At 66.5% G+C, this 25078-nt stretch carries 24 protein-coding genes, 1 tRNA gene and 1 pseudogene; 8 read left to right on the top strand and 18 right to left on the bottom strand.

Annotated elements, in window-relative coordinates; translation table 11 throughout:
• Positions 1–191: 191 nt before the first annotated feature.
• From M3330_RS20705 to M3330_RS20655, 12 genes and pseudogenes are all read right to left on the bottom strand, one after another.
• Entirely contained in the window at positions 192–932 is a 741-nt protein-coding gene (locus M3330_RS20705; protein WP_255026190.1) for a hypothetical protein, read from the bottom strand.
• 16 nt (positions 933–948) lie between these two features.
• Positions 949–1305, bottom strand: a complete 357-nt coding sequence (locus M3330_RS20700) for a hypothetical protein (protein ID WP_255026189.1) — start codon at positions 1303–1305, stop codon at positions 949–951.
• A gap of 539 nt (positions 1306–1844) precedes the next feature.
• Positions 1845–2468, bottom strand: coding sequence for a hypothetical protein (locus M3330_RS20695; RefSeq protein ID WP_255026188.1), 624 nt, complete (start codon positions 2466–2468; stop codon positions 1845–1847).
• A gap of 137 nt (positions 2469–2605) precedes the next feature.
• Complete coding sequence (locus M3330_RS20690) at positions 2606–3490, bottom strand: IS3 family transposase (protein WP_204650704.1); 885 nt, start codon at positions 3488–3490, stop codon at positions 2606–2608.
• Entirely contained in the window at positions 3487–3780 is a 294-nt protein-coding gene (locus tag M3330_RS20685; RefSeq protein ID WP_006898371.1) for a transposase, read from the bottom strand. The genes M3330_RS20690 and M3330_RS20685 overlap by 4 nt, the downstream gene beginning before the upstream one ends.
• A 27-nt stretch (positions 3781–3807) precedes the next feature.
• Positions 3808–4392 carry an HNH endonuclease signature motif containing protein gene (locus M3330_RS20680; RefSeq protein ID WP_255026187.1) on the bottom strand — a complete coding sequence of 195 codons (585 nt, stop codon included), beginning with the start codon at positions 4390–4392 and terminating at the stop codon, positions 3808–3810.
• 287 nt (positions 4393–4679) lie between these two features.
• Entirely contained in the window at positions 4680–6647 is a 1968-nt protein-coding gene (locus M3330_RS20675) for a hypothetical protein (RefSeq protein ID WP_255026186.1), read from the bottom strand.
• Positions 6648–6650: 3 nt separating this feature from the next.
• A pseudogene (locus tag M3330_RS24550) lies at positions 6651–6908 on the bottom strand (hypothetical protein); the annotation flags it as partial.
• 76 nt (positions 6909–6984) lie between these two features.
• On the bottom strand, positions 6985–7869 hold the full coding sequence (locus M3330_RS20670; protein WP_204650704.1) for an IS3 family transposase: 885 nt from the start codon (positions 7867–7869) through the stop codon (positions 6985–6987).
• A complete protein-coding gene (locus M3330_RS20665) occupies positions 7866–8159 on the bottom strand; it encodes a transposase (RefSeq protein ID WP_006898371.1) in 294 nt (97 codons plus the stop codon). Before M3330_RS20665 ends, M3330_RS20670 begins: the two co-directional genes overlap by 4 nt.
• A gap of 34 nt (positions 8160–8193) precedes the next feature.
• A complete protein-coding gene (locus tag M3330_RS20660; RefSeq protein WP_255026185.1) occupies positions 8194–8640 on the bottom strand; it encodes a hypothetical protein in 447 nt (148 codons plus the stop codon).
• A gap of 111 nt (positions 8641–8751) precedes the next feature.
• Positions 8752–9021: a hypothetical protein gene (locus M3330_RS20655; protein ID WP_219129212.1), complete on the bottom strand. Its 270-nt coding sequence runs from the start codon at positions 9019–9021 to the stop codon at positions 8752–8754.
• Between the two features lie 257 nt (positions 9022–9278).
• Here M3330_RS20655 and M3330_RS20650 point away from each other — a divergent pair, with 257 nt between their 5' ends.
• Complete coding sequence (locus tag M3330_RS20650) at positions 9279–10637, top strand: site-specific integrase (protein WP_255026184.1); 1359 nt, start codon at positions 9279–9281, stop codon at positions 10635–10637.
• A gap of 85 nt (positions 10638–10722) precedes the next feature.
• On the opposite strand, the gene M3330_RS20645 is transcribed toward M3330_RS20650, so the two are convergent.
• The 3 genes from M3330_RS20645 to M3330_RS20635 form a co-directional block, all read right to left on the bottom strand.
• Positions 10723–10794: transfer RNA gene (locus M3330_RS20645), tRNA-Val, on the bottom strand.
• Between the two features lie 32 nt (positions 10795–10826).
• Positions 10827–11291, bottom strand: a complete 465-nt coding sequence (locus M3330_RS20640) for a peroxiredoxin (protein ID WP_019289828.1) — start codon at positions 11289–11291, stop codon at positions 10827–10829.
• A gap of 31 nt (positions 11292–11322) precedes the next feature.
• A complete protein-coding gene (locus tag M3330_RS20635) occupies positions 11323–11745 on the bottom strand; it encodes a DUF3052 domain-containing protein (protein WP_006554437.1) in 423 nt (140 codons plus the stop codon).
• 325 nt (positions 11746–12070) lie between these two features.
• On the opposite strand from M3330_RS20635, the gene aceE reads away from it, so the two are divergent.
• The 6 genes from aceE to M3330_RS20605 all read left to right on the top strand — a co-directional run bounded on the left by aceE (position 12071) and on the right by M3330_RS20605 (position 20523).
• The gene (gene aceE / locus M3330_RS20630; RefSeq protein WP_033097778.1) at positions 12071–14920 is read left to right on the top strand and encodes a pyruvate dehydrogenase (acetyl-transferring), homodimeric type; all 2850 of its coding nucleotides are present in this window, start codon (positions 12071–12073) and stop codon (positions 14918–14920) included.
• A 66-nt stretch (positions 14921–14986) separates the two neighbouring features.
• Positions 14987–16300: a CdaR family transcriptional regulator gene (locus tag M3330_RS20625; protein ID WP_006554439.1), complete on the top strand. Its 1314-nt coding sequence runs from the start codon at positions 14987–14989 to the stop codon at positions 16298–16300.
• A 128-nt stretch (positions 16301–16428) separates the two neighbouring features.
• Positions 16429–17346 carry an ACP S-malonyltransferase gene (locus M3330_RS20620; protein WP_024101330.1) on the top strand — a complete coding sequence of 306 codons (918 nt, stop codon included), beginning with the start codon at positions 16429–16431 and terminating at the stop codon, positions 17344–17346.
• A gap of 120 nt (positions 17347–17466) precedes the next feature.
• A complete protein-coding gene (gene acpM, locus M3330_RS20615; protein ID WP_006554441.1) occupies positions 17467–17745 on the top strand; it encodes a meromycolate extension acyl carrier protein AcpM in 279 nt (92 codons plus the stop codon).
• Positions 17742–18998, top strand: coding sequence for a KasA/KasB family beta-ketoacyl-ACP synthase (locus M3330_RS20610; RefSeq protein ID WP_162836414.1), 1257 nt, complete (start codon positions 17742–17744; stop codon positions 18996–18998). The genes acpM and M3330_RS20610 overlap by 4 nt, the downstream gene beginning before the upstream one ends.
• A 91-nt stretch (positions 18999–19089) precedes the next feature.
• Entirely contained in the window at positions 19090–20523 is a 1434-nt protein-coding gene (locus M3330_RS20605; RefSeq protein WP_024101332.1) for an acyl-CoA carboxylase subunit beta, read from the top strand.
• A gap of 112 nt (positions 20524–20635) precedes the next feature.
• On the opposite strand, the gene M3330_RS20600 is transcribed toward M3330_RS20605, so the two are convergent.
• The 3 genes from M3330_RS20600 to M3330_RS20590 all read right to left on the bottom strand — a co-directional run bounded on the left by M3330_RS20600 (position 20636) and on the right by M3330_RS20590 (position 23258).
• Entirely contained in the window at positions 20636–21142 is a 507-nt protein-coding gene (locus M3330_RS20600; protein ID WP_006554444.1) for a DUF3145 domain-containing protein, read from the bottom strand.
• A 123-nt stretch (positions 21143–21265) separates the two neighbouring features.
• The gene (locus tag M3330_RS20595; RefSeq protein WP_248690319.1) at positions 21266–22078 is read right to left on the bottom strand and encodes a serine hydrolase; all 813 of its coding nucleotides are present in this window, start codon (positions 22076–22078) and stop codon (positions 21266–21268) included.
• A 52-nt stretch (positions 22079–22130) separates the two neighbouring features.
• Entirely contained in the window at positions 22131–23258 is a 1128-nt protein-coding gene (locus M3330_RS20590; RefSeq protein ID WP_255026181.1) for an NDMA-dependent alcohol dehydrogenase, read from the bottom strand.
• 167 nt (positions 23259–23425) lie between these two features.
• Here M3330_RS20590 and M3330_RS20585 point away from each other — a divergent pair, with 167 nt between their 5' ends.
• Positions 23426–25078 carry an MBL fold metallo-hydrolase gene (locus tag M3330_RS20585; RefSeq protein WP_255026180.1) on the top strand — a complete coding sequence of 551 codons (1653 nt, stop codon included), beginning with the start codon at positions 23426–23428 and terminating at the stop codon, positions 25076–25078.

Here is a 25078-nt window from a genome sequence, read left to right as displayed (position 1 = left end):
GAAAGCTCAGTCCGCTGCGATAGCCGCGAAAGCCGCCGGAGCCGCGTCTGTCACGGTTCTGTGCGTCGCGCGTTGGCTCCGCTGGGACTGGCCTGATCACGCTGCGCTACTGAAGACGTGCACTCAGCTGTACGACGCGTTCATCTGCCCGGTCAGTGGAGAGCAGTGCGTCACCTAGAAGATCCGCCGTATTAAGCAGGCACTGCTCGTCGCCGCGCTTCCGCGGTGGAGCTCGGGTAGACGCCCGGCATTGCACCATTGGTCACGGCGTAGGCCAGCCACCACACCTCCCGGTGCGCCTTGCTCTCGTCCGCGAGTCGATGCGGTGCCCCGAACGCGAGCCAGCGGGGGTCCGACTGCTCTTGCAGATCGGACAGCACTCCCCGACCGCGGAGACTTGCAGCGTGCCGCCAGATCGCGTGTGCCTGAGCGGTGAGACGCTCAGCTTCGTCGTACGAAGGCTGGTGAGGATCGAATTCGAGGCGCGCGGAGCGGTGTCCGTGTTCAACGACCACGGAGGCGTGCGGCGCCAGCTCGGCGATGGTGCGGTCCATCCAGGGGGCGAGAAGCTCGGTGATGAGGTGGTCTCCGAGTTTGCGGAGTCGCTCGTGTGCGCGGCGGTCGTAGATCCAGGACACGCGGTTGACCAGCCGCTTGTAATCCTTCTCGTCTTTGCGGGTGAGGGCGCGGGCGATGGTCTGCATGACGGCGCGGTCGCCGTTGGCGATGGCTTCGGCGAGGGTGTCGACGTCGGTGGGCCGGAGCGCGTCGGCGAGCTCGGCGAGAGCCGCGTTGCGTTGAGTGGCGATGTCGTTGATTTCGTCGCGGACTTTGGTCACCGTGGGTGCGTCGATGCCGGATTCGGTGAGCAGTGCGGTGAGGATGCTCGCGGCTTCGGTGGCGTCGTAGCGGGCGTTCTGCGTAGTGGTCATGTCGTGTCCTGCCTGTTCAGAGGTAGCGGTTGACGGTGAGGCGGCGGCGTTCCTGCGGGGTGCACAGGTCGGTGAGGTCGACGAGGGCGGCGTCGATGAGCCAGGCGAGGCGGTCGTCTGCGGGGGCGTCGTGTTTGGCGTGGATGCCGCGCGCATTGCGGTGCAGGCGCTCGAGGGTGTCCCGAAACTTGGCGAGGGTGGGGTCGGTGAGGACCTGGTGGTGTCCTGCGGTGAATCCGGTGCGAGAGGCGGCGGCTCGGGCGAGCCACACGAGGACGTGGTTGTCGGGCAGCGGGGGTGAGAGGTAGCCGCCGGCAACGCGCGGCACCTTGGACATGAGCGGGCGGCGCTCGGCTCTGGGGGCTCTCGGCATAGCCCGCACGATAACGGCGTGCGCGCGCGTAATCTACAGCAAACTCGCATCTGTACCGGATTTTTTCCTACATAACCCGGATTCGACCGCCAAATTTTCTCTTCACCAACGATGACGTCGGCGCGAGATCGTCCGGCGGGCTTTTCCTGGGGTCACAGGAAAAGGTCAACCAGAGTGCCGACGGCGGCAAACTGGCTGGTCATGTCGCGATCTCCGGTTTGGTCGGGTCACCGTTCATGGCGACGAGGTACGCCGCATAGCGGGTGAGGTGCCAGTCGGTGACTTCGCGTTCCGCCCCGGAGCCGAGGGTGACCATGTGACCCGCACGGGTCCAATGGTCGTGAGCTGCGGTAATGCTGCGTGTGTCCGCGACTAGCACAACTACTTTCGACACTGCCCGCTACGTGGGGCACGGCGTGGGCGGCGTGGGTGTATGTCTGGGGTGTGACGCGATCTAGCGCAACTTTGCTGTGGCGCTGGGGTATTCACACCGGTTACCGAGCGTCCTCAGGGGCGCGCGCTCGGCCTTTAACCCGAAGTTAGGCGACGTCCGGGCGTTCGTGGCCGTCACCGCTGCGTTCGTCGCTGTCGCCGGTGCGGGTGCGGCGGTTACGGTCTGCCTGTTTGCGGTAGTGCCGCGCGCGTCGTGCGGCTCGAGTGCGTCGGCCACCCTGCCTTGCCGTAGCGGTGCGCGGGATAGGCGGTGGCAGCCGGAGGGGTGGAGGGGGCGTCGGGGGCGGTGGCGTGTCCAGCGGGAGCGGTGGGGTGAAGTGGGGGTCTGCAGCTTGCATGCGTTCCCATTTGTCGCGCGTGCGGTCACTGAGATGACGCGGGGCTACCTGTTGAGCGCGGCGGTGGATTTCCTCGGGCAGTATCCGCAGGTTCATCGGAGGCCACTTCGGGTGACGCCGTTGCCTGTGGCGTGGTGGTTCCGGAGGGAGTGCGGCGTACATGCTGCGATCGCCGAGGTTGGCGCGTTGCCATAAGGGTGGGCGTTTCTGGGCACCACCGGCGAGGATATTGCCGACTTCTCGGTTGGTGAGGTGCGGCAGGTGGCGGCGGATCTCGGCGGGGCTGTGCCACTTCCCGTCGGCGAGGACGTCGTGGATGCGCTGTTGGTTTGCGCGTGCATCCGGGGACTGGTGTTCGTCGATGATGCGCACGGTGTGGTCCCTTCTGGCGCTGTGCGACTCGTAGGCGGGCGTTGCGGGAGCGCTCTACGGGTTGGGGTGTGTAGAGGTTTCTCGCTGCCGTATGTGGATGCGGATGTGGAGTGTTCCCGCTAAAGTGGCCACTGCAATTAAGCGGCGAGTTCGTATATGTCTCTGAATCCTAGTTCAAACTCGGCTGGTGTCAAATAGCCCAGTGTGGAATGTCGTCGGGCCCTATTGTAGTACTCCTCAATCCAGGTGAATGTGCTCTTTTTGAGTGCTTTTAGAGTGGGCCACGGGCGCGTGTGAATGAGTTCCTTCTTGTAGCTCGCGAAGAATGATTCTGCGACCGCGTTGTCGAAACAAATGCCAGTGCGCCCCAATGATCGTCGGATATTGTTTTTCGTGCAGTACTTATCGAAGTCGGTGGACGTGTATTGAGTTCCGCGATCGCTGTGGAATATGACTTTTCCGGGTGGTCGACGACGAGCGATGGCCATGTCCAGTGCGTCGGTGACCAGCTCGGTTCGCATGTGGTCGGCCACGGCCCATCCGACGACCATCCGGGAGTGCAGATCGATGACGGTGGCCAGGTACGCCCAGCCGTTCCAGGTCCGTACGTAAGTAATATCGCCGCACCATTTGGTGTTCGCCTCGGCCGCCGTGAAGTCGCGGCCGATGAGGTCAGGTGCCCCAACGGGGCTGTCTCCGGCGACGGTGGTGCGTTTCCACGCCTTCGGGTGGCGGCCTTCCAGACCTGCGACCTTCATGAGCCGCCACACCCGCTTGTGCGAGACCCGGTGGCCGCCGGCGGCGAGTTCCGCACGCATGCGCCGAACGCCGGGACGGCCGTTGAGGTGCTCGTAGTGGTACTCGATCAGCGCTGTTAACTCGTCGTCTCGGAGGTCTCGAGCTGAGCGCGACTTGCCGCGCCACTTGTAGTAGCCAGAAGTCGATACGCCGAGTTGAGCACACATGAACGTGACCGGATATGAATCGGATTCAGCCCAGTCCGCGATAGCCGCGAATTTCACCGCGGGTCTTTCGCGAACCAGGTCGCTACTTTTTTTGCGAACTCCACCTCCATCCGGGCGTGCTTCACTTCTTCGCGAAGGCGCTCGAGTTCCGCCCGCTCGTCCTCATTCAACGGGCGGTCAGACTCACCGTTTCCCTCGTCTCGAGTCTTCTTCACCCATTTCCCCAACGTCATCTCGTGAACGCCGATACTGCGTGCAACTTCGGCGATCGCACGGCCATCATCGATGACCAAACTTACCGCGTTGGCCTTGTACTCGGCAGTGAAGCTCCGACGAGTAGATCCCATAATCCGCTCCCTCTATCTTGGGGGAACTCACCGCTCATCTCCGGGTGTCCACCAGAGCGGGAACGGTCCAATGGGGGCGGGAGTTTCGCCGCGCGCTACGGCGGCGTTGTAGGCGGCTACTTCGGTGGCGAGGCGGCGTCTGGCTTGGTAGCGGCGCGTGTTGGCGTTGGTGCAGATGCGGCAGCGGCGTTTGCCTGTAGGCCCGGTCATGAGGTTGTGGCCGATGAGGAGGTGTCCGCGGTCGCAGGCGAGTTTGGCGGCGTTCAGCGCCGAGGGGGAGTTGCTGGCGAGGGTGTTGTCACGGGGGGTGACGGCGTCGAGGTGGTCGGGGTTGACGCAGCGGGGGTTGCGGCATCGGTGGTCGATTTGTAGGCCGTCGGGGATGTCTTTGCCGTGCGCGAGTGTCCAAGCGATGCGGTGGGCGAGGTAGGGGCGGTTGTTGATGCCGAATCGTCCGTAGCCAAGGTGGCAGGCGGCGGCTGTCCATTCGTGGCATCCGGTGTCGGGGTTCGGCTGCACTTTCGAGTGGAAGCGGCGGAGGAACGCGGCGTGCTCGGCGGGGGTGAGCGCGGCGATGACGGGGTGGATGGGTCGCTGCGGGGCGGGGCTCATGGTGGCGCCTTTCATGTTCGTTAGCGGTGGTAACCAGATTTGAATCGGGCGGCGTCAACGGCGGTGGATTATGGATTCACCGTGGGGTGTTCCTGAGGGCGAGCGTCCGGGGTGTACCCGTGTACCTGGTACACCCCACCCTCGAATTCGCCGCCGACCGAAAACGCTCTGACCAGGGGAAAATAGATAGAAATTTGTTTATATAAGGGCGTGCTAGCGGCCGTGGGGTGTACTTGGTACACGGGTACACCCCACAGCGGAGCGTCGGCGTACACCCACGGTGAGTGTCATTTCGGGGGCGTTCTGCGCACCTGCTCGCCGGGGCGTGTGGGGTGGTCGCGCACTTCGATCTGACCGAGCGCGCGGAGCTGTTCGAGGACGTCGCCGACGTAAGACCTGTCGCTGTGTTTGATGCGCCGTCGGAGTTCGGATGCGGAGTGCCATTCGCCGTCGTCGAGGTGCCGTGTGAGGTTGGTGGAGACGCGCGCTGTGGCAGCTTTCTCGATGATGGCGTTCTGTGCGACGGCGTGGATGCCTGCCGCTTTACCGCGGTTGATGTTGGCTTCGTGGGCGACTTGCTGCATCGCTTTGGTGCACTCTTCGCGGGTGGCGTCGGATTTGGCGAGGACGGCGGCGGCGAGGTCCCAGTCGTCGTCGGTGGGGTTGATGCGGCCGTCGAGGATGGCGAGCGCCGCGGTGACTTTCAATCGTGTGAGGTTGGCGTGTGCGTCGAGGTCTTTGCCGGTCTCGCGATTCATGCGTCGCCAGCGGATGTCGCGTGTGTGTTCGACCGCGACGGCCGGCAGTACGAGTTCGTGGACGGGGTTGCCGGTGTGAAGTTTCACCGGGTCCAGGTACGCGGTGAGGACGGGGTTGATGGGGTCCGGCCAGGCGGGTGGTGCAGGGTCGGGGTGGCGCGGTACGGCGTACTGGGCAGGCAGCCACAGGAAGCGTTGGGGGGTGCCCCCGTCTGCGTCGTCGAGGAGTACAGCGGACCGGTTGGGTTGGACGCCGACGATGGCGCCGAGGCGGTAGGTGTGGCTAGGGATGATGACGGATCGGTCGTCGGAGTTGTTGCGTCGTCCGAGAGCTTCACCGCTGTATGCCTTCCGGAATTCGGAGAGATAGGTGGACCCGCCGCGCGCGCTGATGGCGGCGAGTGTGTCGATTTCGGGGAGGTCGATGATGGCGCTGTACTCGCGGATGAGTTCGGCAGGGGTCGATTTGGTTCCTTTGGTCCAGTGGCCGAGGAGGCGTGCGAAGCCTTCACCGCTGCCAGGGGTATGGGGTTCGATTTCGGCGCCGGGGAGTGTCACGGCGTCGCGTGCCGTGGCGGTGGCTGCACCTTTGCCTGTGCCGCTGTCTCCGACGAGGGCGACGAACAGGTTGAGGGAGGCGCGACCGCCGACGATGGGCGGGATCTGCACGTTGTAGGCGACTCGGGAGAGGGTTCGGACGAGGACGACGCCGAGGACGGCCCAAGGGCTGGCGTAGCGGGCGAGTGCGAACCGGTAGATGTGCGTGAGGACGTCGCGGGAGGCCCAGAAGTCGCCTTCGGTCATGCCTGCGAGAAGTCCAACCGATGAGGTTGTGGTGGGCGTGGTGGTCGCCGGGGTGCTTACCGTGGAAGCAGTCACTGGCTCGGCAGCCGGAGTCTCCTGCGGTTCGGTGTCCGCGGGGTCGCTGAGGTGGGCCATGAAGTCCTCGAGGCTGAAATCGGTGAGCTCGGCGAGGCCGGTGTTTTCGTAGCTGGCGGTGTCCTCTTCCCGGTGGAACGTCGCCCAATCGCCCCCGTAGCGGGCGGTGAGTGCGTATTGCGCGCGGGTGTAGGCGCGGCCTGCTTCGAGGGTGGGGTGGGAGCCGCTGAACATGTAGAGGGGGTATGCGCCGTCGTCGCCGGGGGTGTATCCCTCTGTGCAGCCGTCGCCGTGGGTGATGGCGGAGCGCGGCGAGGAGGCGTCGGGGTGTTGCCATTGGGTGCAGTGGGGGCCGCATCCGCTCGGTCCGGTGTCGGTCCATCCGTCGGCGGTGAGCAGTTCGTGCCAGGGGTGCGCGCGGCTCCAATGGTCGAGGGGTGTGTCTCCCCCGCCGCCGGACGTCGTCGGGGAGGCTGTGCGTGCGCCGCGCGCTCCGGTGCTGCGTGCGCTGCGGGTGGGGCGTACGAGTTTGCGGGTAATCCACGGACCGGCGACGTCGATGGGGGCGCCGGTGTATTCGTAGGGGCCTTCGGTGCGTCGTGAGCCGGGCAGCATCACGTATTTGCCGGGGCCGCCGAGGATCGCCCACTTTTCGGTACTGCCGTTGATGGGGACGTCGGCGTTGTCTCCGTCGACGCCGTCGGGCAGGACGTAGTAGCTGTGCCCGCCGTCCGAGTGTGTCCATGCCCCGCTGTCGTCGCGTTTGCCGGGTGTGGTGACGGTGGGGCCGGGATGGTCAGCGTGGGCGTCGCGGTCTCCGAACCGGCGGGCGTTGTCGAACGCGGCGGTCTGGGTGGGGGTGTCGTAGTCGGCGACGATGAGCCGGGACGGGTGCAGGTGGACGCCGAGGTTGGGAAGTTTTCCTGGAGTGTTCCCGCTAAAGTGGCCACTGCAATTAAGCGGCGAGTTCGTATATGTCTCTGAATCCTAGTTCAAACTCGGCTGGTGTCAAATAGCCCAGTGTGGAATGTCGTCGGGCCCTATTGTAGTACTCCTCAATCCAGGTGAATGTGCTCTTTTTGAGTGCTTTTAGAGTGGGCCACGGGCGCGTGTGAATGAGTTCCTTCTTGTAGCTCGCGAAGAATGATTCTGCGACCGCGTTGTCGAAACAAATGCCAGTGCGCCCCAATGATCGTCGGATATTGTTTTTCGTGCAGTACTTATCGAAGTCGGTGGACGTGTATTGAGTTCCGCGATCGCTGTGGAATATGACTTTTCCGGGTGGTCGACGACGAGCGATGGCCATGTCCAGTGCGTCGGTGACCAGCTCGGTTCGCATGTGGTCGGCCACGGCCCATCCGACGACCATCCGGGAGTGCAGATCGATGACGGTGGCCAGGTACGCCCAGCCGTTCCAGGTCCGTACGTAAGTAATATCGCCGCACCATTTGGTGTTCGCCTCGGCCGCCGTGAAGTCGCGGCCGATGAGGTCAGGTGCCCCAACGGGGCTGTCTCCGGCGACGGTGGTGCGTTTCCACGCCTTCGGGTGGCGGCCTTCCAGACCTGCGACCTTCATGAGCCGCCACACCCGCTTGTGCGAGACCCGGTGGCCGCCGGCGGCGAGTTCCGCACGCATGCGCCGAACGCCGGGACGGCCGTTGAGGTGCTCGTAGTGGTACTCGATCAGCGCTGTTAACTCGTCGTCTCGGAGGTCTCGAGCTGAGCGCGACTTGCCGCGCCACTTGTAGTAGCCAGAAGTCGATACGCCGAGTTGAGCACACATGAACGTGACCGGATATGAATCGGATTCAGCCCAGTCCGCGATAGCCGCGAATTTCACCGCGGGTCTTTCGCGAACCAGGTCGCTACTTTTTTTGCGAACTCCACCTCCATCCGGGCGTGCTTCACTTCTTCGCGAAGGCGCTCGAGTTCCGCCCGCTCGTCCTCATTCAACGGGCGGTCAGACTCACCGTTTCCCTCGTCTCGAGTCTTCTTCACCCATTTCCCCAACGTCATCTCGTGAACGCCGATACTGCGTGCAACTTCGGCGATCGCACGGCCATCATCGATGACCAAACTTACCGCGTTGGCCTTGTACTCGGCAGTGAAGCTCCGACGAGTAGATCCCATAATCCGCTCCCTCTATCTTGGGGGAACTCACCGCTCATCTCCGGGTGTCCACCAGAGCGGGAACGGTCCATCCGGGGTAGTGGCGGAGAAACTCGGCGGTCATCTCGGCGATGCGCTGCGGGTCGTCGGTAGCGAGGTGGACGGCGTCGAGGTTGCGGCCGTGGGCGGTGTAGTCGCTCGAGGTCTGCTGTTCGGTGGTGAGGCAGTGGCGCCGGGATACGGGGGTTTTCTCGTTTCCGGGCAGCGTGTCGGGTGGGTAGACGAGGCAGAGGCGCAGTCCGGCGGCGGTGAGGGCTTCGACGGCGGTGCCGTACGTCTCGTGGTCGGTCCATCCTGTGGTGGCGACGCGGAAGGCTTCTGCGATTTTCTCGCCGCGTGCGTGCGCCGCGGTGAGTGTGGGGTTGATGTCGCCGACGCGGAAGGCCGGGCGAGCGGTGTCGTCGCTGTCGAGGGGGAACAGCGGCATTTGTGTGTCGGTCACGGCGCTCTTTCTCGCTTCTGTGCGTGTGGTGGTCTCCTTCCCGCTTCGGTGTGGGTGGCGGGGCGTGCTGGTGGGTGGTTCTCGGTCTGGTGGGTGGTGCTCGGGTTGCGGCTAGTAGTTGCCACCTGCGGTGGTGGCCTGCGCGTACCGGTCGTTGTAGGCGCGGAGGTCGCCGAGTCGGTAGACGATGCGCCGCGCGCGGAGGTGGCTGATAGGGCCGCGGCCGTCGGCGCGCATGTTCCGCATGTAGGGGACGGTGTGCCCGACGTATTCGGCGGCGACGTGGAGGTTCACGAGGGCGTCGTCGGGGGTGTTGGAGTTGATGAGGTGGATGTCGGTGATGAGGCGGTGGTGCGCGCTGGTCGCCGAGGGGGTGTTCATGGTGGTGTCTCGTTTCCGTTTAGGGGGTGATGCGGATATTTCTAGACCGTGGCGAATAGCGATGTCAACATCACTCAATCCGTCAGAAAAAGTTGCGCTAATAAGTGCCAGCTCCGACAACCCCGCAGCTCAGAGGGCACTTGCGCTAATTCGAGACAGGCCGAACTAGTCACCGACGCCATTACCTGCGCAAACACTATTTGCTAGTTGTATCGACCGCAGTCAGACCAGTAGTCGGACGCGCTATTGTGGGGCGTGTGAACGCACCACAACCCAACACATCACCCACCCGCACACCCACTCGCCGCAACGTCCGATCCGGCATCGTCGACCGGTGGTACTCCCACCAAATCCTCCGAGACGCCGACGGCAACCCGATCCTCGACAGCAACGGCCGCGAACAACGCACCCCCACCGCGCGGCACGGCAAGGGCATGCGCTGGCAGGCCCGCTTCGTCACCCGAGACGGCCGCGAGGTCGGCAAATCGTTCGCCAAGAAAGCCGACGCTCAACGTTGGCTCGACGAGCAGACCGCCGACGTCACCCGCGGCGAGTTCATCCACAACGACCGGCAGTCCATCACCGTGGGCGCCATCGCCGAGACCTGGAAAGCCCACATCGAGCAGTTGAAGCCCTCGACGCGCGGCGGCTACCTGAACCGTTGGAGAAAGCACGTAGAACCCCGCTGGGGCGCCGTACGCCTCGCCGACGTCGAACACGCCGACATCGTGCAGTGGGTCGCGGAGCTTCGCCAGGGCGGACAGTCCGCATCGTCGATTGCCGAGTGCTGGGGTGTCCTCAACCAGATCCTGAAGATCGCCACACGGGACGGGCGGCTGCTGCGCAACCCCGCCGCCGACGTCCGCCTGCCCAAGGCCACGCACGCCGAACACAAGGATCTGCGGATCATCTCGCTCGCCGATCTGCGGACCCTCACTCAGATCGCCGACGACAGGTCGGAGCAGGACGGGACCATGATCCTCACGCTCGGCATGGTCGGGCTGCGGTTCGGTGAACTCGCCGGCCTGCGGGTCGGTGACATCGACTTCGCAAAGCGCACCATGCGGATCGTCCGCAGCGCTACCGAGGTGGACGGTCACGTGCACGTCGGCTCCCCCAAGTCCGGGAAGCCTCGCACGGTCACATTCCCCAAGTCGCTCGCCGAGCGCCTCCAGACGCTGACCACCGATCGCCCGGCAGATGCCTACGTGTTCCAGCAGGGCGGCGTGGACGCGTCGGGACCATCACAGCCCACCCGCCGCACCAATTGGTCCAAACGGGTGTTCTCCCCCGCCGTGAGGAAAGCCGGGCTCGGTCCGCTTACCGTGCACGACTTGCGGCACTGCTACGCGGCGTCCGCCATCCGAGCGGGCGCGAACATCTACGTGGTGCAGCGCCAACTAGGGCACGCGCGGCCGTCCATCACCCTCGACATCTACGGGTTCCTGTTCGAGGAGGACCTCACGTCGGCAGCAGACCGACTGGATGCAGCTTTCACGGCGCTCGACACCGGAGGGCAGGACGAGGGAGACTCAGGCGACGACGTCGACGACGGCACCGACGATTCTTCGGCCGCCCAACCCGCGGCCGACCCCCTCGAAACAAGCTCGAGCTGAAGTGCTGCGGTCTCACTGCGGTCTGGGAGGGTACTGCGGTCCCACTCCGAACCCTGAAAAACTGTCTGACCTGCTCTAACACTTGTGGGCGCGGAGGGTTTCGAACCCCCGACCGCTGGTGTGTAAAACCAGAGCTCTACCACTGAGCTACACGCCCGAAAGACGGCGGCAGGTGCCGCCGACTTCGCATCAGGACTTTAGCGCGGCGAGCGCTCTGGCCCAAGCTCCCTGGTCACGGGCCTCTCCGGGCTGGTTCTCCTCCGCGAACTGCACGATGCCGTCCTTGTCGATGACGAACGTGCCGCGGTTCGCGAAACCGAACTTGTCGTTGAACACTCCGTAGGCCTGCGCGACCTCGCCGTGCGGCCAGAAGTCGGACAGCAGCGGGAAGGTGTAGCCCTGCTCGGCTGCCCAGATCTTGTGGCTCGGCGACGGGCCGACCGACACCGCGAGGATGGCGGTGTCGTCGTTCTCGAAGGTGGGCAGGTCGTCGCGGACGGCGCACAGTTCGCCCTGGCAGACGCCGGTGAAGGCGAGGGGGTAGAACACCAGGAGCACGTTCTTGCTGCCCCGAAAGCTCGACAGCGTCACCTCCTGGTTGTTCTGGTCCTTGAGAGTGAAATCGGGGGCTTCGGCGCCCACGGCGATCGGCATGCGTATGGATCCTTACGTTCCGGGAGCCGGTTCAGCGGCGGGGACGGCCGGCCTTGGGCTGGACGAGGCGGCTGCCGATCCAGTCACCGAGGTTGGTGGCCGTGGTCTGGGTGAGGCCGGCTGTGGCGGCCGACTCGGCGATCTCGCTGGGCTCGACGTGATCGGGGCGCCCGGTCTTGGGGGTGAGCACCCACACGACGCCCTCGTCGGCGAGGGGGCCGATCGCGTCCATGAGGGCGTCCACCAGGTCGCCGTCGCTGTCGCGCCACCACAGCAGGACGACGTCGACGACCTCGTCGGAGTCCTCGTCGAGCAGCTCCGTACCGGTGACCTCTTCGATCGCAGCTCTCAACTCGTCGTCGGTGTCCTCGTCCCAACCGAGTTCCTGCACCACGTGGTCGTGAGTGATACCGAGCTTGGAGACATAGTTCTTGGCATCCGCCGCGGCGACCACGGTGGCTCCTCCTAAGGGTTGTGGTGCGCGAATCGGATCCGCGTACCGGCGTGACGATCAATTGGTCAAAGCGAACATCGTTGCGGGCCTCAACGCAACCCGAATCGCTGGGAAAAGCGGGAGAATCTTTCCAGAGGGACCCATTGCACCGCCTCGCACCGTGTCCGATCCGTCCTGTTGGCCGGGCCACGGCGTGATCCTTCGTCGCGGATGGGGGAAGATGAGGGGTGCATCATGTTCAGATGTCGATTGCGTCGGCTCCCACAAGAGCCGGCCGACGGAGAGGGCGCTCCACCTACGCGCCCACCACGATGAGGAGCAGACGTTGACAGACCTGATCCACGGATCCGACTCCCGAGAAGGCGCCGCACCGGGCGCGTCGGGACCGGATTCCTCGGCCAAGCCGGCATCGACCAAGGACAACCGTGTCCGGGTGATCCGCGAGGGTGTGGCCTCCTATCTGCCGGACATCGATCCGGCGGAGACCGAAGAGTGGCTCGAGTCGTTCGACGGGATGCTCGAGGCCGCGGGCCCCACCCGCGCGCGCTACCTGCTGCTGCGCATGCTCGAGCGTGCCAACGAGCGCAAGGTCTCCCTTCCCGCCCTGACCTCCACCGACTACGTCAACACCATCCCCACCGAGAGCGAACCGTGGTTCCCCGGTGACGAGGAGGTCGAGCGTCGCTTCCGCGCGTACATCCGGTGGAACGCGGCGATCATGGTCACCCGCGCGCAGCGCCCGGGTGTCGGCGTCGGTGGTCACATCTCCACCTACGCGTCGTCCGCCGCCCTGTACGAGGTCGGCTTCAACCACTTCTTCCGCGGCAAGGACCATCCCGGCGGCGGCGATCAGGTCTTCATCCAGGGCCACGCCTCCCCCGGTATCTACGCCCGAGCCTTCCTCGAGGGCCGCATCGGCACGGAGCAGCTCGACGGCTTCCGTCAGGAGCACAGCCACGCCTCGCTCGGCGGCGGCCTGCCCTCGTACCCGCACCCGCGCCTGCTCCCGACCTTCTGGGAGTTCCCGACCGTGTCCATGGGCCTGGGCCCGATGAACGCGATCTACCAGGCACGGTTCAATCACTACCTGCACGACCGGGGCATCAAGGACACCTCCGATCAGCACGTCTGGGCGTTCCTCGGCGACGGCGAGATGGACGAGCCGGAGTCGCGCGGTCTGGCGCACGTCGCGGCCACCGAGGGTCTCGACAACCTGACCTTCGTCGTCAACTGCAACCTGCAGCGTCTCGACGGCCCGGTGCGCGGCAACGGCAAGATCATCCAGGAGCTGGAGTCGTTCTTCCGCGGCTCCGGCTGGAACGTCATCAAGGTCGTGTGGGGCCGCGAGTGGGACGCCCTGCTGCACGCCGACAAGGACGGCGCACTGGTCAATCTCATGAACGCCACCCCCGACGGCGACTACCAGACCTACAAGGCCAACGACGGCGCGTTCGTGCGCGAGCACTTCTTCGGCCGCGACCCGCGGACGAAGGAACTGGTCAAGGACCTGTCCGACCAGCAGATCTGGAACCTCAAGCGCGGTGGCCACGACTACCGCAAGATCTACGCGGCCTACAAGGCGGCGATGGAGCACAAGGGTCAGCCGACGGTGATCCTCGCGCACACCATCAAGGGCTACACGCTCGGTAAGCACTTCGAGGGCCGCAACGCGACCCACCAGATGAAGAAGCTCACCCTCGAGGACCTCAAGTACTTCCGCGACATCCAGCGGATCCCGATCTCGGACGAAGAGCTCGAGAAGGATCCGAAGATGCCGCCGTACTACCACCCCGGCTTCGAGTCGCCCGAGATCCAGTACATGCTCGAGCGTCGCCGGGCCCTCGGCGGTTTCCTTCCGGAGCGCCGCACCACCGCGAAGCCGTTGGCGCTGCCCGCGGAGAAGACCTACGACGTCGTCCGCAAGGGTTCGGGCAAGCAGGAGGTCGCCACCACCATGGCGACGGTCCGTGTGCTCAAGGAACTGTTGCGCGACAAGGAGATCGGCAAGCGCATCGTGCCGATCATCCCGGACGAGGCCCGCACCTTCGGTATGGACTCGTGGTTCCCGTCGCTGAAGATCTACAACCGCAACGGTCAGCTGTACACCTCGGTCGACGCCGATCTGATGCTTGCCTACAAGGAGAGCGAAGTCGGGCAGATCCTGCACGAGGGCATCAACGAGGCCGGTTCGACGGCGTCGTTCACGGCGGTCGGGACGTCCTACGCAACGCAGGGCGAGCCGATGATCCCCGTGTACATCTTCTACTCGATGTTCGGTTTCCAGCGCACGGGCGACGGCCTGTGGGCGGCGGCCGACCAGATGGCACGCGGGTTCGCCCTCGGCGCGACGGCCGGTCGCACCACGCTGACCGGTGAGGGCCTGCAGCACGCCGACGGGCACTCGCTGCTGCTCGCGTCGACCAACCCGGCCGCGGTCACCTACGACCCGGCGTTCTCCTACGAGATCGCCCACATCTTCCGCGACGGTCTGCGGCGGATGTACGGCGGCACGGAGGGTGTCGACGGCTTCGGCGGTGAGGACGTCTTCTACTACATCACCATCTACAACGAGCCGTACTCGCAGCCGGCCGAGCCGGAGGATCTCGACGTCGAGGGCCTTCTCAAGGGCATCTACCTGTACAAGCGGGGACCGGAGTCGGGTCCGAAGGCGCAGATCCTGGTCTCGGGCGTGATGATGCCCGAGGCGCTGCGTGCGCAGAAGATGCTCGCCGACGAATGGGGAGTGTCCGCGGACGTCTGGTCCGTCACTTCGTGGGGCGAGCTGCGCCGCGACGGCGTCGAGTGCGACCGCCAGGCGCTGCTGAACCCCGGTGAGGAAGCCTCGGTGCCGTACGTCGCGTCGGTGCTCAACGACGCGGCGGGTCCGTTCGTCGCGGTGTCCGACTGGATGCGCGCGGTGCCCGATCAGATCCGCAAGTGGGTTCCGGGCGACTACACGGTGCTCGGCGCCGACGGCTTCGGCTTCTCCGACACCCGTGGCGCCGCCCGCCGCGTGTTCAACATCGACGCCGAGTCCACGGTGGTCGCGGTGCTCTCGGCACTCGGCCGCGAAGGCGCGATCGATCGTGAGAAGGCCGTCGAGGCGGCCCGCACCTACAAGATCGACGACGTGACGGCCGCCCCGGTCTCGATGGCGGATCCGGGCGTCGCCTGATCCGTCCGCCGGTCACGTCCGAGTGGCGTGACCGGCCGGTTCGCGGGCGCCGGGTACTTTCGTCCCATGGTCGACGAGCCGCAACCCCGCCGGACCGGGCAGGTACCGGGCGTTCACAGGGAACGCCCGGTACCGCCGTCCCGTCCCGAGCGGGCACCGCTGCCCGACGCGCTGCTCCGTCGGGTCAAGCAGTTCTCGGGGCGACTGTCCACCGAAGCGGTACACGTCATGCAGGAGCAGTTGCCCTTCTTCGCCGATCTCGACGCGTCGCAGCGGTCGACCGTGCAGCTGGTGATCCAGACGTCGGTGGTCGACTTCCTCGAGTGGGTGCGCAATCCCGACAGCGACCTGCGCTTCAGCCTCGACGCCTTCCAGATGATCCCGCAGGATCTCGCCCGGCGACTGACGCTGCGCCAGACGGTGGACATGGTCCGCGCGGCGATGGAGTTCTTCGAGCAGTGGCTGCCGGCCCTCGCCCGCAACGAGGAACAGCTCGTGGCGCTCACCGAGGCGATCCTGCGGTACGGGCGCGAGCTCGGTTTCGCTGCCGCGGCGGTGTACGCGGGGGCGGCCGAGTCGCGGGGCGCCTGGGACACGCGGCTCGAGGCCCTCGTCGTCGACGCCGTGGTGCGTGGGGACACCGGGCCCGACATGCAGTCGCGGGCCGCGACCCTCAACTGGGACGCGACCGCCCCGGCGACGGTGATAGTCGGTACTCCCCCGCCCGACCAGGGCGTCTCGGTGATCACCACCGTGCACACCGTCGCCCAGGAGCACGGTCGCGCGGCTCTCGCGGTGGTGCAGGGCGAACGCCTGGTGATGGTGGTCAGCGGTGAACTGCACGGGACGGTCGACGCGGCGGACTTCCGCTCCGAGTTGATGCGCGCGTTCTCCGACGATCCGGTGGTGATCGGTCCGACGACACCGACGCTGGCGACCGCACACGTCTCCGCCGTCGAAGCGCTCGCCGGCATGGAGGCGGTCGTGGGGTGGCCGGGGGCTCCCCGGCCGGTGCACGCCGCCGAGCTGTTGCCCGAACGTGCGCTGCTCGGTGATCCCGGCGCGATCGCCGCGCTCGAGGACTTCGTCGTCGCCCCGCTCGCAGCCGCCGGGCCGTCCCTCGCGGACACGCTGGACGCATACCTCGACAGTGGGGGCGCTGTCGAGACTTGCGCCCGGAAGCTGTTTGTTCATCCAAATACCGTGCGGTATCGATTGAAGCGGATCACAGAAGTAACGGGTCGGGATCCCACAAATCCTCGCGATGCGTACGTGCTTCGAATCGCTGCCACGGTAGGCCGCCTGGCACGAAGCCATAACGAATTGAGATCGCCTGCACCACCTGTCACACGATTCACAATTCGCGAATCGGACACGTAACGTCCCCGGCCTTTCCTCCGATAGCGAGCACCGACGTGCAGATTTGTGGGAACCCTACAAATCGAGGGGCAACCTTTCATCGCTACCGACATCTCGCAGGCACCCGTTCGCGGTGTTCCCTGGTGATCGTGATTTCGCTGCTTGCCCCCGGCCAGGGGTCTCAGACACCCGGAATGCTCGCCCCGTGGCTCGAGCAGTCCGGAGCGCGCGACCGGATCGACCGGTGGTCGCAGACGGCGGGACTCGATCTCGCGCGTCTCGGTACCACTGCCACCGCCGAGGAGATCACCGACACCGCGGTGACCCAGCCGCTCGTGGTGGCCTCCGCCCTGCTCGCCTTCGAGGATCTCGACCGTCGCGGCCTCGTGCCCGCCGACACGATCGTCGCCGGCCACTCCGTCGGCGAACTCGCCGCGGCCGCCATCGCGGGTGTCATCAGCGCCGACGACGCCGTCGCCCTCGCCGCCGTCCGCGGAGCCGAGATGGCCCGCGCCTGCGCCCTCGAACCCACCGGAATGTCCGCCGTCCTCGGCGGCGCCGAGGACGAGGTGCTCGCGCGCCTCGCCGAGTTGGATCTGGCCCCCGCAAACATGAATGCGGCCGGTCAGATCGTCGCAGCCGGGCGCCTGAGTGCGCTCGAGGAACTCGCTGCGAACCCGCCCGAGAAGGCCCGCGTCCGCGCCCTGCCGGTCGCCGGTGCCTTCCACACCCGATTCATGGCACCCGCCCAGGACGCCGTGGCTGCCGCCGCGGCGAAGATCACACCATCGGATCCGACGCACACGCTGCTGTCGAACTACGACGGCAAGCCCGTCACCTCCGGAGCCGACGCCCTCGAACGTCTCGCAGCTCAGGTCACCCGGCCCGTCCGGTGGGACCTGTGCACCGCCTACCTGCGCGCGGCGCAGGTGAGCCGGATCGTCGAGCTTCCCCCCGCCGGCACGCTGGTGGGCATCGCCAAGCGCGAGATGCGCGGCACGCCCACCGTCGCCCTCAAGACCCCCGCGGAGATCTCCGCTCTGGCCGAAAGTCTTCAACTCGGTTAGGTTGCTGCGCGCGCCGTCGCACAGCACGGGCACCTCACCGGGACCTCCCCGGACCCCCGACCGGAATCATCCGGCCGGTTTCGAACGACATAGTCGACAGATCGAGAAGGGAGCCACATCGTGGCCGCCACCCAGGAAGAAATCATCGCCGGTCTCGCGGAGATCATCGAAGAGGTCACCGGCATCGAGCCCTCCGAGGTGACCGTCGACAAGTCCTTCGTCGACGACCTCGACATCGACTCGCTGTCCATGGTCGAGATCGCCGTCCAGACCGAGGACAAGTACGGCGTGAAGATCCCTGACGAGGATCTCGCCGGTCTGCGCACCGTCGGTGACGCCGTGAACTACATCCAGAAGCTCGAGGCCGCAGGCGTTCAGGCCACGAACGACAACGAATGAGTTCTGCTGTGACCTCCCCTTCTCCTCGGGCACTCCGCAACGTCGTCGTCACCAGCCTCGCGGCTACGACGTCGATCGCCGGCGACGTGGACGCCACCTGGAAAGCACTGCTGGCCGGTGAGAGCGGGATCGGCACCATCGACGGCGGATTCGTCGACGAGTTCGACCTCCCGGTGCGCATCGGCGGAACCCTGAAGGTCAGCCCCGACGAAGGACTGTCCCGGGTGGAACTCCGTCGCATGAGCTTCGTCGAGCGCCTCGCGCTCACCCTCGGGCGCACCGTCTGGCAGAACGCCGGCAGCCCCGAGGTCGACCAGGACCGTCTCGGTGTGGTCATCGGTACGGGCCTCGGCGGTGGCGAGTCGCTCATCGACGCCGTCGACAAGCTCCGTGCCGGCGGCTACCGCAAGGTCTCGCCCTTCGCGGTGCAGATGATCATGCCGAACGGACCGTCGGCCACCGTCGGGCTCGAACTCGGTGCTCGCGCAGGGGTCATCACCCCGGTCTCGGCGTGCTCGTCCGGATCCGAGGCGATCGCCAACGCGTTCCGCATGATCGCCTTCGGCGACGCCGACATCGTCGTCACCGGTGGTGTCGAGGGTCAGCTGGACGCGGTCGCCACCGCGGGCTTCGCGATGATGCGGGCGCTGAGCACCCGCAACGAGGACCCGAAGGGCGCCTCGCGTCCGTTCGACAAGGACCGCGACGGTTTCGTCTTCGGCGAGGCCGGCGCACTGATGGTCCTCGAGAGCGAGGAGCACGCCAAGGCACGCGGAGCGACCATCCACGCTCGCATCCTCGGCGCCGGCATCACCTCCGACGGTTACCACATCGTCGCCCCCGATCCGGAAGGTACGGGAGCGGCTCGGGCCATGCGGCGAGCGATCGAGACCGCCGGGCTCACCAAGGCCGACATCGGGCACGTCAACGCGCACGCGACGGCCACCCCGATCGGCGACGTGGCCGAAGCCAAGGCCATCAACGCGGCCGTGGGCAACCACGCCGCGATCTACGCCCCCAAGTCCGCGCTCGGTCATTCGATCGGTGCGGTGGGTGCACTCGAAGCAGTACTCACGGTCCTGGCTCTGCGTGACGGGGTCATCCCGCCCACGCTGAATCTCGAGAACCAGGATCCAGAGATCGATCTCGACGTGGTCAAGGGCGAACCACGTTCCGGCCGGATCGATTTCGCGCTGAACAACTCGTTCGGTTTCGGTGGGCACAACGTGGCGCTCGCATTCGGTCGCGCCTGACCGTCGACGCCGCTGCGCCCCATGCGGTGGAGGCTCCACCCGGAGCCTCCACCGCAGCCCACCACCACCGCGTCTGCCCGAGGAGCACCCGATGACCATCCTGGATCCAGCCACCCCGCGTGAGACGACGGTGGACCCGAGAGATCCGTTGGCCCGTCTCGAGAAACTGTTCGACCCGGGCAGCCTGGAACTGCTGCACACCCGCGACAAGTCGGGCGTCCTCGCCGCCGTCGGCGAGGTCGACGGCATCCGCACCGTCGCATACTGCTCCGATGCCACCGTCATGGGCGGAGCCATGGGCGTCGAGGGATGCAAGCACATCGTCTCCGCCATCGACCACGCCATCGACCACGAGATCCCCGTGGTCGGCATCTTCCACTCCGGTGGCGCGCGTCTGGCCGAGGGCGTCGAAGCCCTCCACGCCGTCGGCCTGGTCTTCGAGGCCATGGTCCGCGCGTCCGGTCTGATCCCCCAGATCTCCGTCGTTCTCGGCTTCGCGGCCGGCGGTGCCGCCTACGGCCCGGCCCTGACCGACATCGTCATCATGGCCCCCGAGGGCCGTGTCTTCGTCACCGGACCGGACGTGGTCCGCAGCGTCACCGGTGAGCAGGTCGACATGGAGTCGCTCGGCGGCCCCGACACGCACACCAAGAAGTCCGGTGTCGCGCACATCGCCGCGCACGACGAGGCCGACGCCCTGCACCGGGCCCGCCGCCTGGTGTCGATGCTGGCCGAGCAGGGCGAATTCGACGTCGTCGCAGCGACACTCGGCGACACCGACCTGCGGGCGCTGATGCCCGCCTCGCCGCGACGCGCATACGACGTGCGGCCGATCGTCCACCAGTTGCTCGACAACGTCGACGGCGAGTCCTCCTTCGAGGAACTGCAGGCCGGCTGGGCCCGCAGCATCGTCACCGGCTTCGGCCGTCTCGGCGGCCGCACGGTCGGGGTCATCGCCAACAACCCGCTGCGCCTCGGCGGCTGCCTCAACTCCGAGAGCGCCGAGAAGTCAGCGCGTTTCGTGCGGATGTGCAACGCCTTCGGTGTTCCGCTCGTCGTCATCGTCGACGTTCCCGGTTACCTTCCCGGTGTGAGCCAGGAGTGGGAGGGTGTCGTGCGACGCGGCGCCAAGCTGCTCCACGCGTTCGCCGAGGCGAAGGTTCCCCGTGTCACGCTGGTGACGCGCAAGATCTACGGCGGCGCGTACATCGCGATGAACTCCCGGGCGCTCGGGGCCACCGCCGTCTACGCGTGGCCGGAGTCCGAGGTGGCCGTGATGGGCGCGAAAGCCGCTGTGGGCATCCTCCACAAGAAGGCCCTCGCCGCGGCTCCCGAGGAAGAGCGTGAGGCGCTGCACGACCGTCTCGCCGCCGAACACGAGGCGATCGCCGGTGGCGTCGGTCGTGCGATGGCCATCGGTGTGGTCGACGAGATGATCGATCCCGCCACCACGCGCAGCACCCTGGCCGCCGCGCTCGCCGCCGCACCCGCGGTTCGCGGACGGCACAAGAATATTCCGCTCTGATCCCGACACAGCACGAGAACACCGGCACCGCTCCTCGGAGCGGTGCCGGTGTTCTCGTATCAGGAAGATGTGGGGTGCGTTCCGGTCGCGTCGCCGGGGCGGCGGGCCGCGGTCAGCCGACGTCCCGGCGGAGCCACGTCACCTGCGCGCCTTCGTCGCCGCTGCGGTACGGCTCGAGCTCTTCGTCCCATGCCGTTCCGAGGGCGCGGTGCAGTTCGCTCGTGACATCGGCGGAGGACAGCATGGCGCGCAGACGCATCTCTCCGACGACGATGTCGCCGTTGGCGCTGGTGCACCCGCGCCACAGACCCAGTCGGGGGGCGTAGCTGAAACGTTCGCCGTCGACGCCCTCGCTGGGATTCTCGGTGATCTCGAAGCGGAGCATCGGCCACGACCGCAGCACGTCGGCCAGTCGCGCGGCCGTGCCCACGGGCCCGACCCAGTCGACGCAGGTGCGCAGCAGCCCCGGTGCGGCGGGCTGGCCCGTCCACGAGAGATCGGGCCGGCAGTCGAGGATGTCGGCCAGTGCCCACTCGATGTGCGGGCACACCGCCGCCGGTGAGGAGTGGACATAGATCACCCCCGCCGTGGCATCCGCGAATTGGTTGGATGCGCGCATACATTCACCTCCGGTTCGACCAGGACGTCTTCCCCAACGACCTTCGTCGATCAAGGCTTCTCCATGCAGGCTGCGTACAAGTGTGCCCGTGTGGCGTGTGTTTCGCCAGCGAACCAGAGAGGTTTATGTGAATTCGGTGATGATCGCGTCTCCGAGGGCAGGCCAGAGCGGTTTGGCCCAGTCTCCGAACGCACGATCAGTAAGTACCACAGCGGCGACGGAAATTTCGGGATCTACCCAAATGAATGTGCCCGATTGACCGAAATGACCGAAAGTGCGCGGTGAATTACCGGGGGCGGTCCAATGCGGGTTCTTTTCGCCGCGGATCTCGAATCCGAGACCCCAGTCGTTGGGCTTGAACATCCCGTAGCCGGGCACGAGTCCGTTCAGACCCGGAAACTGCACGCTGGTCGCCTCGGTGAGGGTTTCGTGCGAGACCAGAACGGAATCGAGCAGCTCGCGCGCGAACAGTGCGAGATCGGCGACCGACGACTGCGCCCCGTGACCCGCCGGCCCCGGCAGGGACGAGGACGGCATGCCGAGCGGCTCGAAGACCGCCTGCCGGAGGTATTCCGGGAACTCGATACCGGTTTCCGTCTCGACGAGTTCGGCGAGCACCTCGAAGCCCGCACTCGAGTAGATCCGCTTGCGTTCGGGTTCGGTCTGCACGGTGCGCTCACCGAACGCCAGACCGGAGGCGTGGGCGAGCAGGTGGCGCACCGTCGACCCCGCGGGGCCCGCGGGCTGGTCGAGCTCGATCGCGCCCTCCTCGACGGCCACGAGCGCGGCGTACGCTACGAGCGGCTTCGTCACGGACGCGAGGGGAAAGACCTCGTCGAGGTCTCCCCTGGACGCGACCGTTCCGCCGTCGCGGGTCACCACCGCGGCGGCGGAACGGTCGACGGGCCAGTCGCTGAGCAGATCGAGGCTGTGCACGCGATCAGCCTACGAGACGCCCCGGCGGCGCGGGGTCACCGGTCGGTACCGGTCACCAGTCGGCTTCGGTGTAGCGGATGACGCCGCGGATGTTCCTGCCCTCGAGCATGTCCCGGTATCCGTCGTTGATCTGCTCGAGGGTGTAGGTACGCGTGACCATGTCGGCCAGGTTCAGCTGACCGGACTTGTACAGGTCGAGCAGATTCGGGATGTCGACGCGGGCGTTGCAGCCACCGAAGATGTTGCCCTTGAGGTCCTTCTGCAGCATCGAGAACAGGAACGAGTTGAGCTTGACGTCCATGTCGGACATGTAGCCCATCGCCGTGACGACGCACCGTCCGCCCTTGGCCGTGAGCGTCAGGGCCGGATCGACCAGCTCGCCCTTCATCTCGCCCACGGTGATGATCGTCGAGTGGCACATGCGGCCCCACGTGATCTCCATGATGGGCACGATGGCCTCCTCGATGGAGGCGTAGGTGTGGGTGGCACCGAACTTGAGCGCCTGCTCCCGCTTCCACGGCTCCGGGTCGATCGCGAACACGTGACGCGCACCCGAGGCGACGGCGCCCTGCAGAGCGCTCATGCCGACACCGCCGACGCCGATGATGGCGACCGAGTCGCCGGCCTTGACCTCGGCGATGTTCGTCGCCGAACCCCAGCCGGTGGGCACGCCGCAGCCGACCAGCGCCGCGAGCTCGAAGGGTACGTCCTTGTCGATCTTGACGACCTGGCTCTGGTTGACCGTCATGTACGGCGAGAAGGTGCCGAGGAGGCACATCGCGATCACGTTCTCGCCGCGGGCCTGAATGCGGTAGGTGCCGTCGGAGATCGCCTGGCCGCTGAGCAGTCCCGCCCCGAGGTCGCACAGATTCGAGTGCCCCGAGGAACAGGACGGACACCGTCCGCACGCAGGGATGAAGGACAGCACGACGTGGTCGCCCACCTCGAGACCCACCACACCCTCACCGACCTTGGTGATCACGCCCGAGCCCTCGTGACCACCCATGGCCGGGAAGGACGGCATCGGGGTTGCGCCCGTGACGATGTGATGGTCGGAATGGCACATGCCGGCGGCTTCCATGCGGATCTGCACTTCGCCCGCGACGGGATCGCCGAGGTCGATCTCCTCGACGGACCACGGTTCGTCGATGCCCCACAGCACTGCACCCTTGGTCTTCATCTGGCTCGCCCTCCATCGCATTGCCGGTTGTGCACGTGACGATAGCCACAATCGCACAGAATTGGAACAGGTTCTACATACGTTCCCGGTCCGGTGGGACACCCGCGCTCGATACGGTGAGAGGCAGTCCCGCGGGTCACCACCGCCCGAGCGTCCGAGGAGATGCCGTGTCCGACAATCCGGAACTCACTTTCCACGGGGCGGCGAGAACCGTCACCGGTTCGTGCGCGACGGTCGAACTCGGCGACGCACAGATCCTGATCGACTGCGGACTGTTCCAGGGCTCCCGCAGCCTCGAGAACCTGAACGTCGCCGAGTTCGCGTTCCCCCCGGAGTCGGTCGACGCCGTGATCCTCACCCACGCCCACATCGACCATTGCGGCCTGCTCCCCAAGCTCGTCGCCCGCGGCTTCGACGGCCCGATCTTCTGCACGGCCCCCACAGCGGAATTGCTCTCGTTCATGCTTGCCGACTCGGCTCGCATCCAGGAGTTCGAGGCCCAGCGCCGCAATCGGCGACGCGACCGCGCGAACCGCGCCGAATTCCACCCGATCTACACCGAGGAGGACGCCCGGCTCGCCGCCTCACGCGCCCGGCCGATACCGCTCGAGGAGTGGTTCGAACCGGCGCCCGGTTTCCGGGTCCGCCTGTGGAATGCCGGACACATCCTGGGATCGGCCTCGGCGGAGATCGAGGCCGGCGGTGTCCGGATGTTGTTCTCGGGGGATCTGGGGCCGGAACAGAAGGCCTTCCACGCCGATCCGGAAGGTCCGACCGGACTCGACTACGTCGTCTGCGAATCCACCTACGGGGACCGCTCACGCCCTCGACTCACGATCGCCGAGCGCCGCGACCTCCTCGCCCGGGAGGTGAACGAGGCACTCGGGCGGGGCGGCAACCTGATCGTGCCGTCGTTCGCGCTCGAACGCACCCAGGAGTTGTTGCTCGACATCGGATATCTGCTCGATGACGAGCGCATTCCGGGGGTGCCGGTCTTCGTCGACTCCCCGCTCGCGATCCGCGCGACCGACGTCTTCGCCGCACATGCCGGAGAACTCGAGGATCTCGACGGCCGGAACGTCTTCCGCCATCCGGGCATCCGGTACACCGCCGAGGCCGAGGAATCGATGCGGATCGACAGCTACGATCGCGCGATCATCATCGCGGCCTCCGGGATGTGCGAGGCGGGACGGGTTCGGCACCACCTGCGGAACAACCTCGCCCGCCCCGACTCGACGGTGCTCTTCGTCGGCTATCAGGCGCAAGGCACGCTCGGCAGGGTGATCCTCGAGGGTGCCTCGAAGGTCCGGATCTCGGGTGAGGACATCGATGTCCGGGCACGGATCCGGCGGATCGACAGCTACTCCGCGCACGCCGATCGCGGCGAGTTGGTGCAATGGGTCGGGCAACGCGCGCCGATCTCCGGTGCAGTCTTCCTCGACCACGGAGAACCCGATGCGCTCGCCGCCTTCACGGCGGCGCTGCACGACCTCGATGCCGGACTGAACGTGGTCGTCCCGGAGATCGGCGCCCGATACCGGCTCGTGGCGGGCGGTCCGCCCGAGCACGTCGCCACGGTCGCACCCCCGGCGCCGGTGCACGTCGGCCGCGACTGGCAGAACGAGTACGCCGAGTTCGCTACCGGTCTGCGCGACCAGCTGCTCGAGATCGACGACCCGCGCACCCGGGAGCGCGCGATCGCTGCGATGCGGAAGGTGCTCGATGAATACCGCACGGGTGCCCAGACCCCGGAGGAGCACCGGCGCCACTCGAGGCCGGGTCGGCGCAAGCCTCCGCCCCGCCGGAGGCGCCGTTTCTGA

Source organism: Rhodococcus sp. GA1, assembly GCF_024321955.1.
In the GTDB taxonomy this organism is placed as follows: domain Bacteria; phylum Actinomycetota; class Actinomycetes; order Mycobacteriales; family Mycobacteriaceae; genus Rhodococcus; species Rhodococcus pyridinivorans.
The sequence above is the reverse complement of the archived record's forward strand: the minus strand, read 5'-3'. Positions and strand labels throughout refer to the sequence as shown.

Coding starts and splice junctions, on each gene's coding strand:
- M3330_RS20625 (WP_006554439.1), top strand. CDS start 14,987: ATGGTCGACGAGCCGCAACCCCGCCGGACCGGGCAGGTACCGGGCGTT.
- M3330_RS20640 (WP_019289828.1), bottom strand. CDS start 11,291: ATGCCGATCGCCGTGGGCGCCGAAGCCCCCGATTTCACTCTCAAGGAC.
- M3330_RS20665 (WP_006898371.1), bottom strand. CDS start 8,159: ATGGGATCTACTCGTCGGAGCTTCACTGCCGAGTACAAGGCCAACGCG.
- M3330_RS20700 (WP_255026189.1), bottom strand. CDS start 1,305: ATGCCGAGAGCCCCCAGAGCCGAGCGCCGCCCGCTCATGTCCAAGGTG.
- M3330_RS20655 (WP_219129212.1), bottom strand. CDS start 9,021: ATGAACACCCCCTCGGCGACCAGCGCGCACCACCGCCTCATCACCGAC.
- M3330_RS20610 (WP_162836414.1), top strand. CDS start 17,742: ATGAGTTCTGCTGTGACCTCCCCTTCTCCTCGGGCACTCCGCAACGTC.
- M3330_RS20705 (WP_255026190.1), bottom strand. CDS start 932: ATGACCACTACGCAGAACGCCCGCTACGACGCCACCGAAGCCGCGAGC.
- M3330_RS20685 (WP_006898371.1), bottom strand. CDS start 3,780: ATGGGATCTACTCGTCGGAGCTTCACTGCCGAGTACAAGGCCAACGCG.
- M3330_RS20590 (WP_255026181.1), bottom strand. CDS start 23,258: ATGAAGACCAAGGGTGCAGTGCTGTGGGGCATCGACGAACCGTGGTCC.
- M3330_RS20680 (WP_255026187.1), bottom strand. CDS start 4,392: ATGAGCCCCGCCCCGCAGCGACCCATCCACCCCGTCATCGCCGCGCTC.
- M3330_RS20605 (WP_024101332.1), top strand. CDS start 19,090: ATGACCATCCTGGATCCAGCCACCCCGCGTGAGACGACGGTGGACCCG.
- M3330_RS20600 (WP_006554444.1), bottom strand. CDS start 21,142: ATGCGCGCATCCAACCAATTCGCGGATGCCACGGCGGGGGTGATCTAT.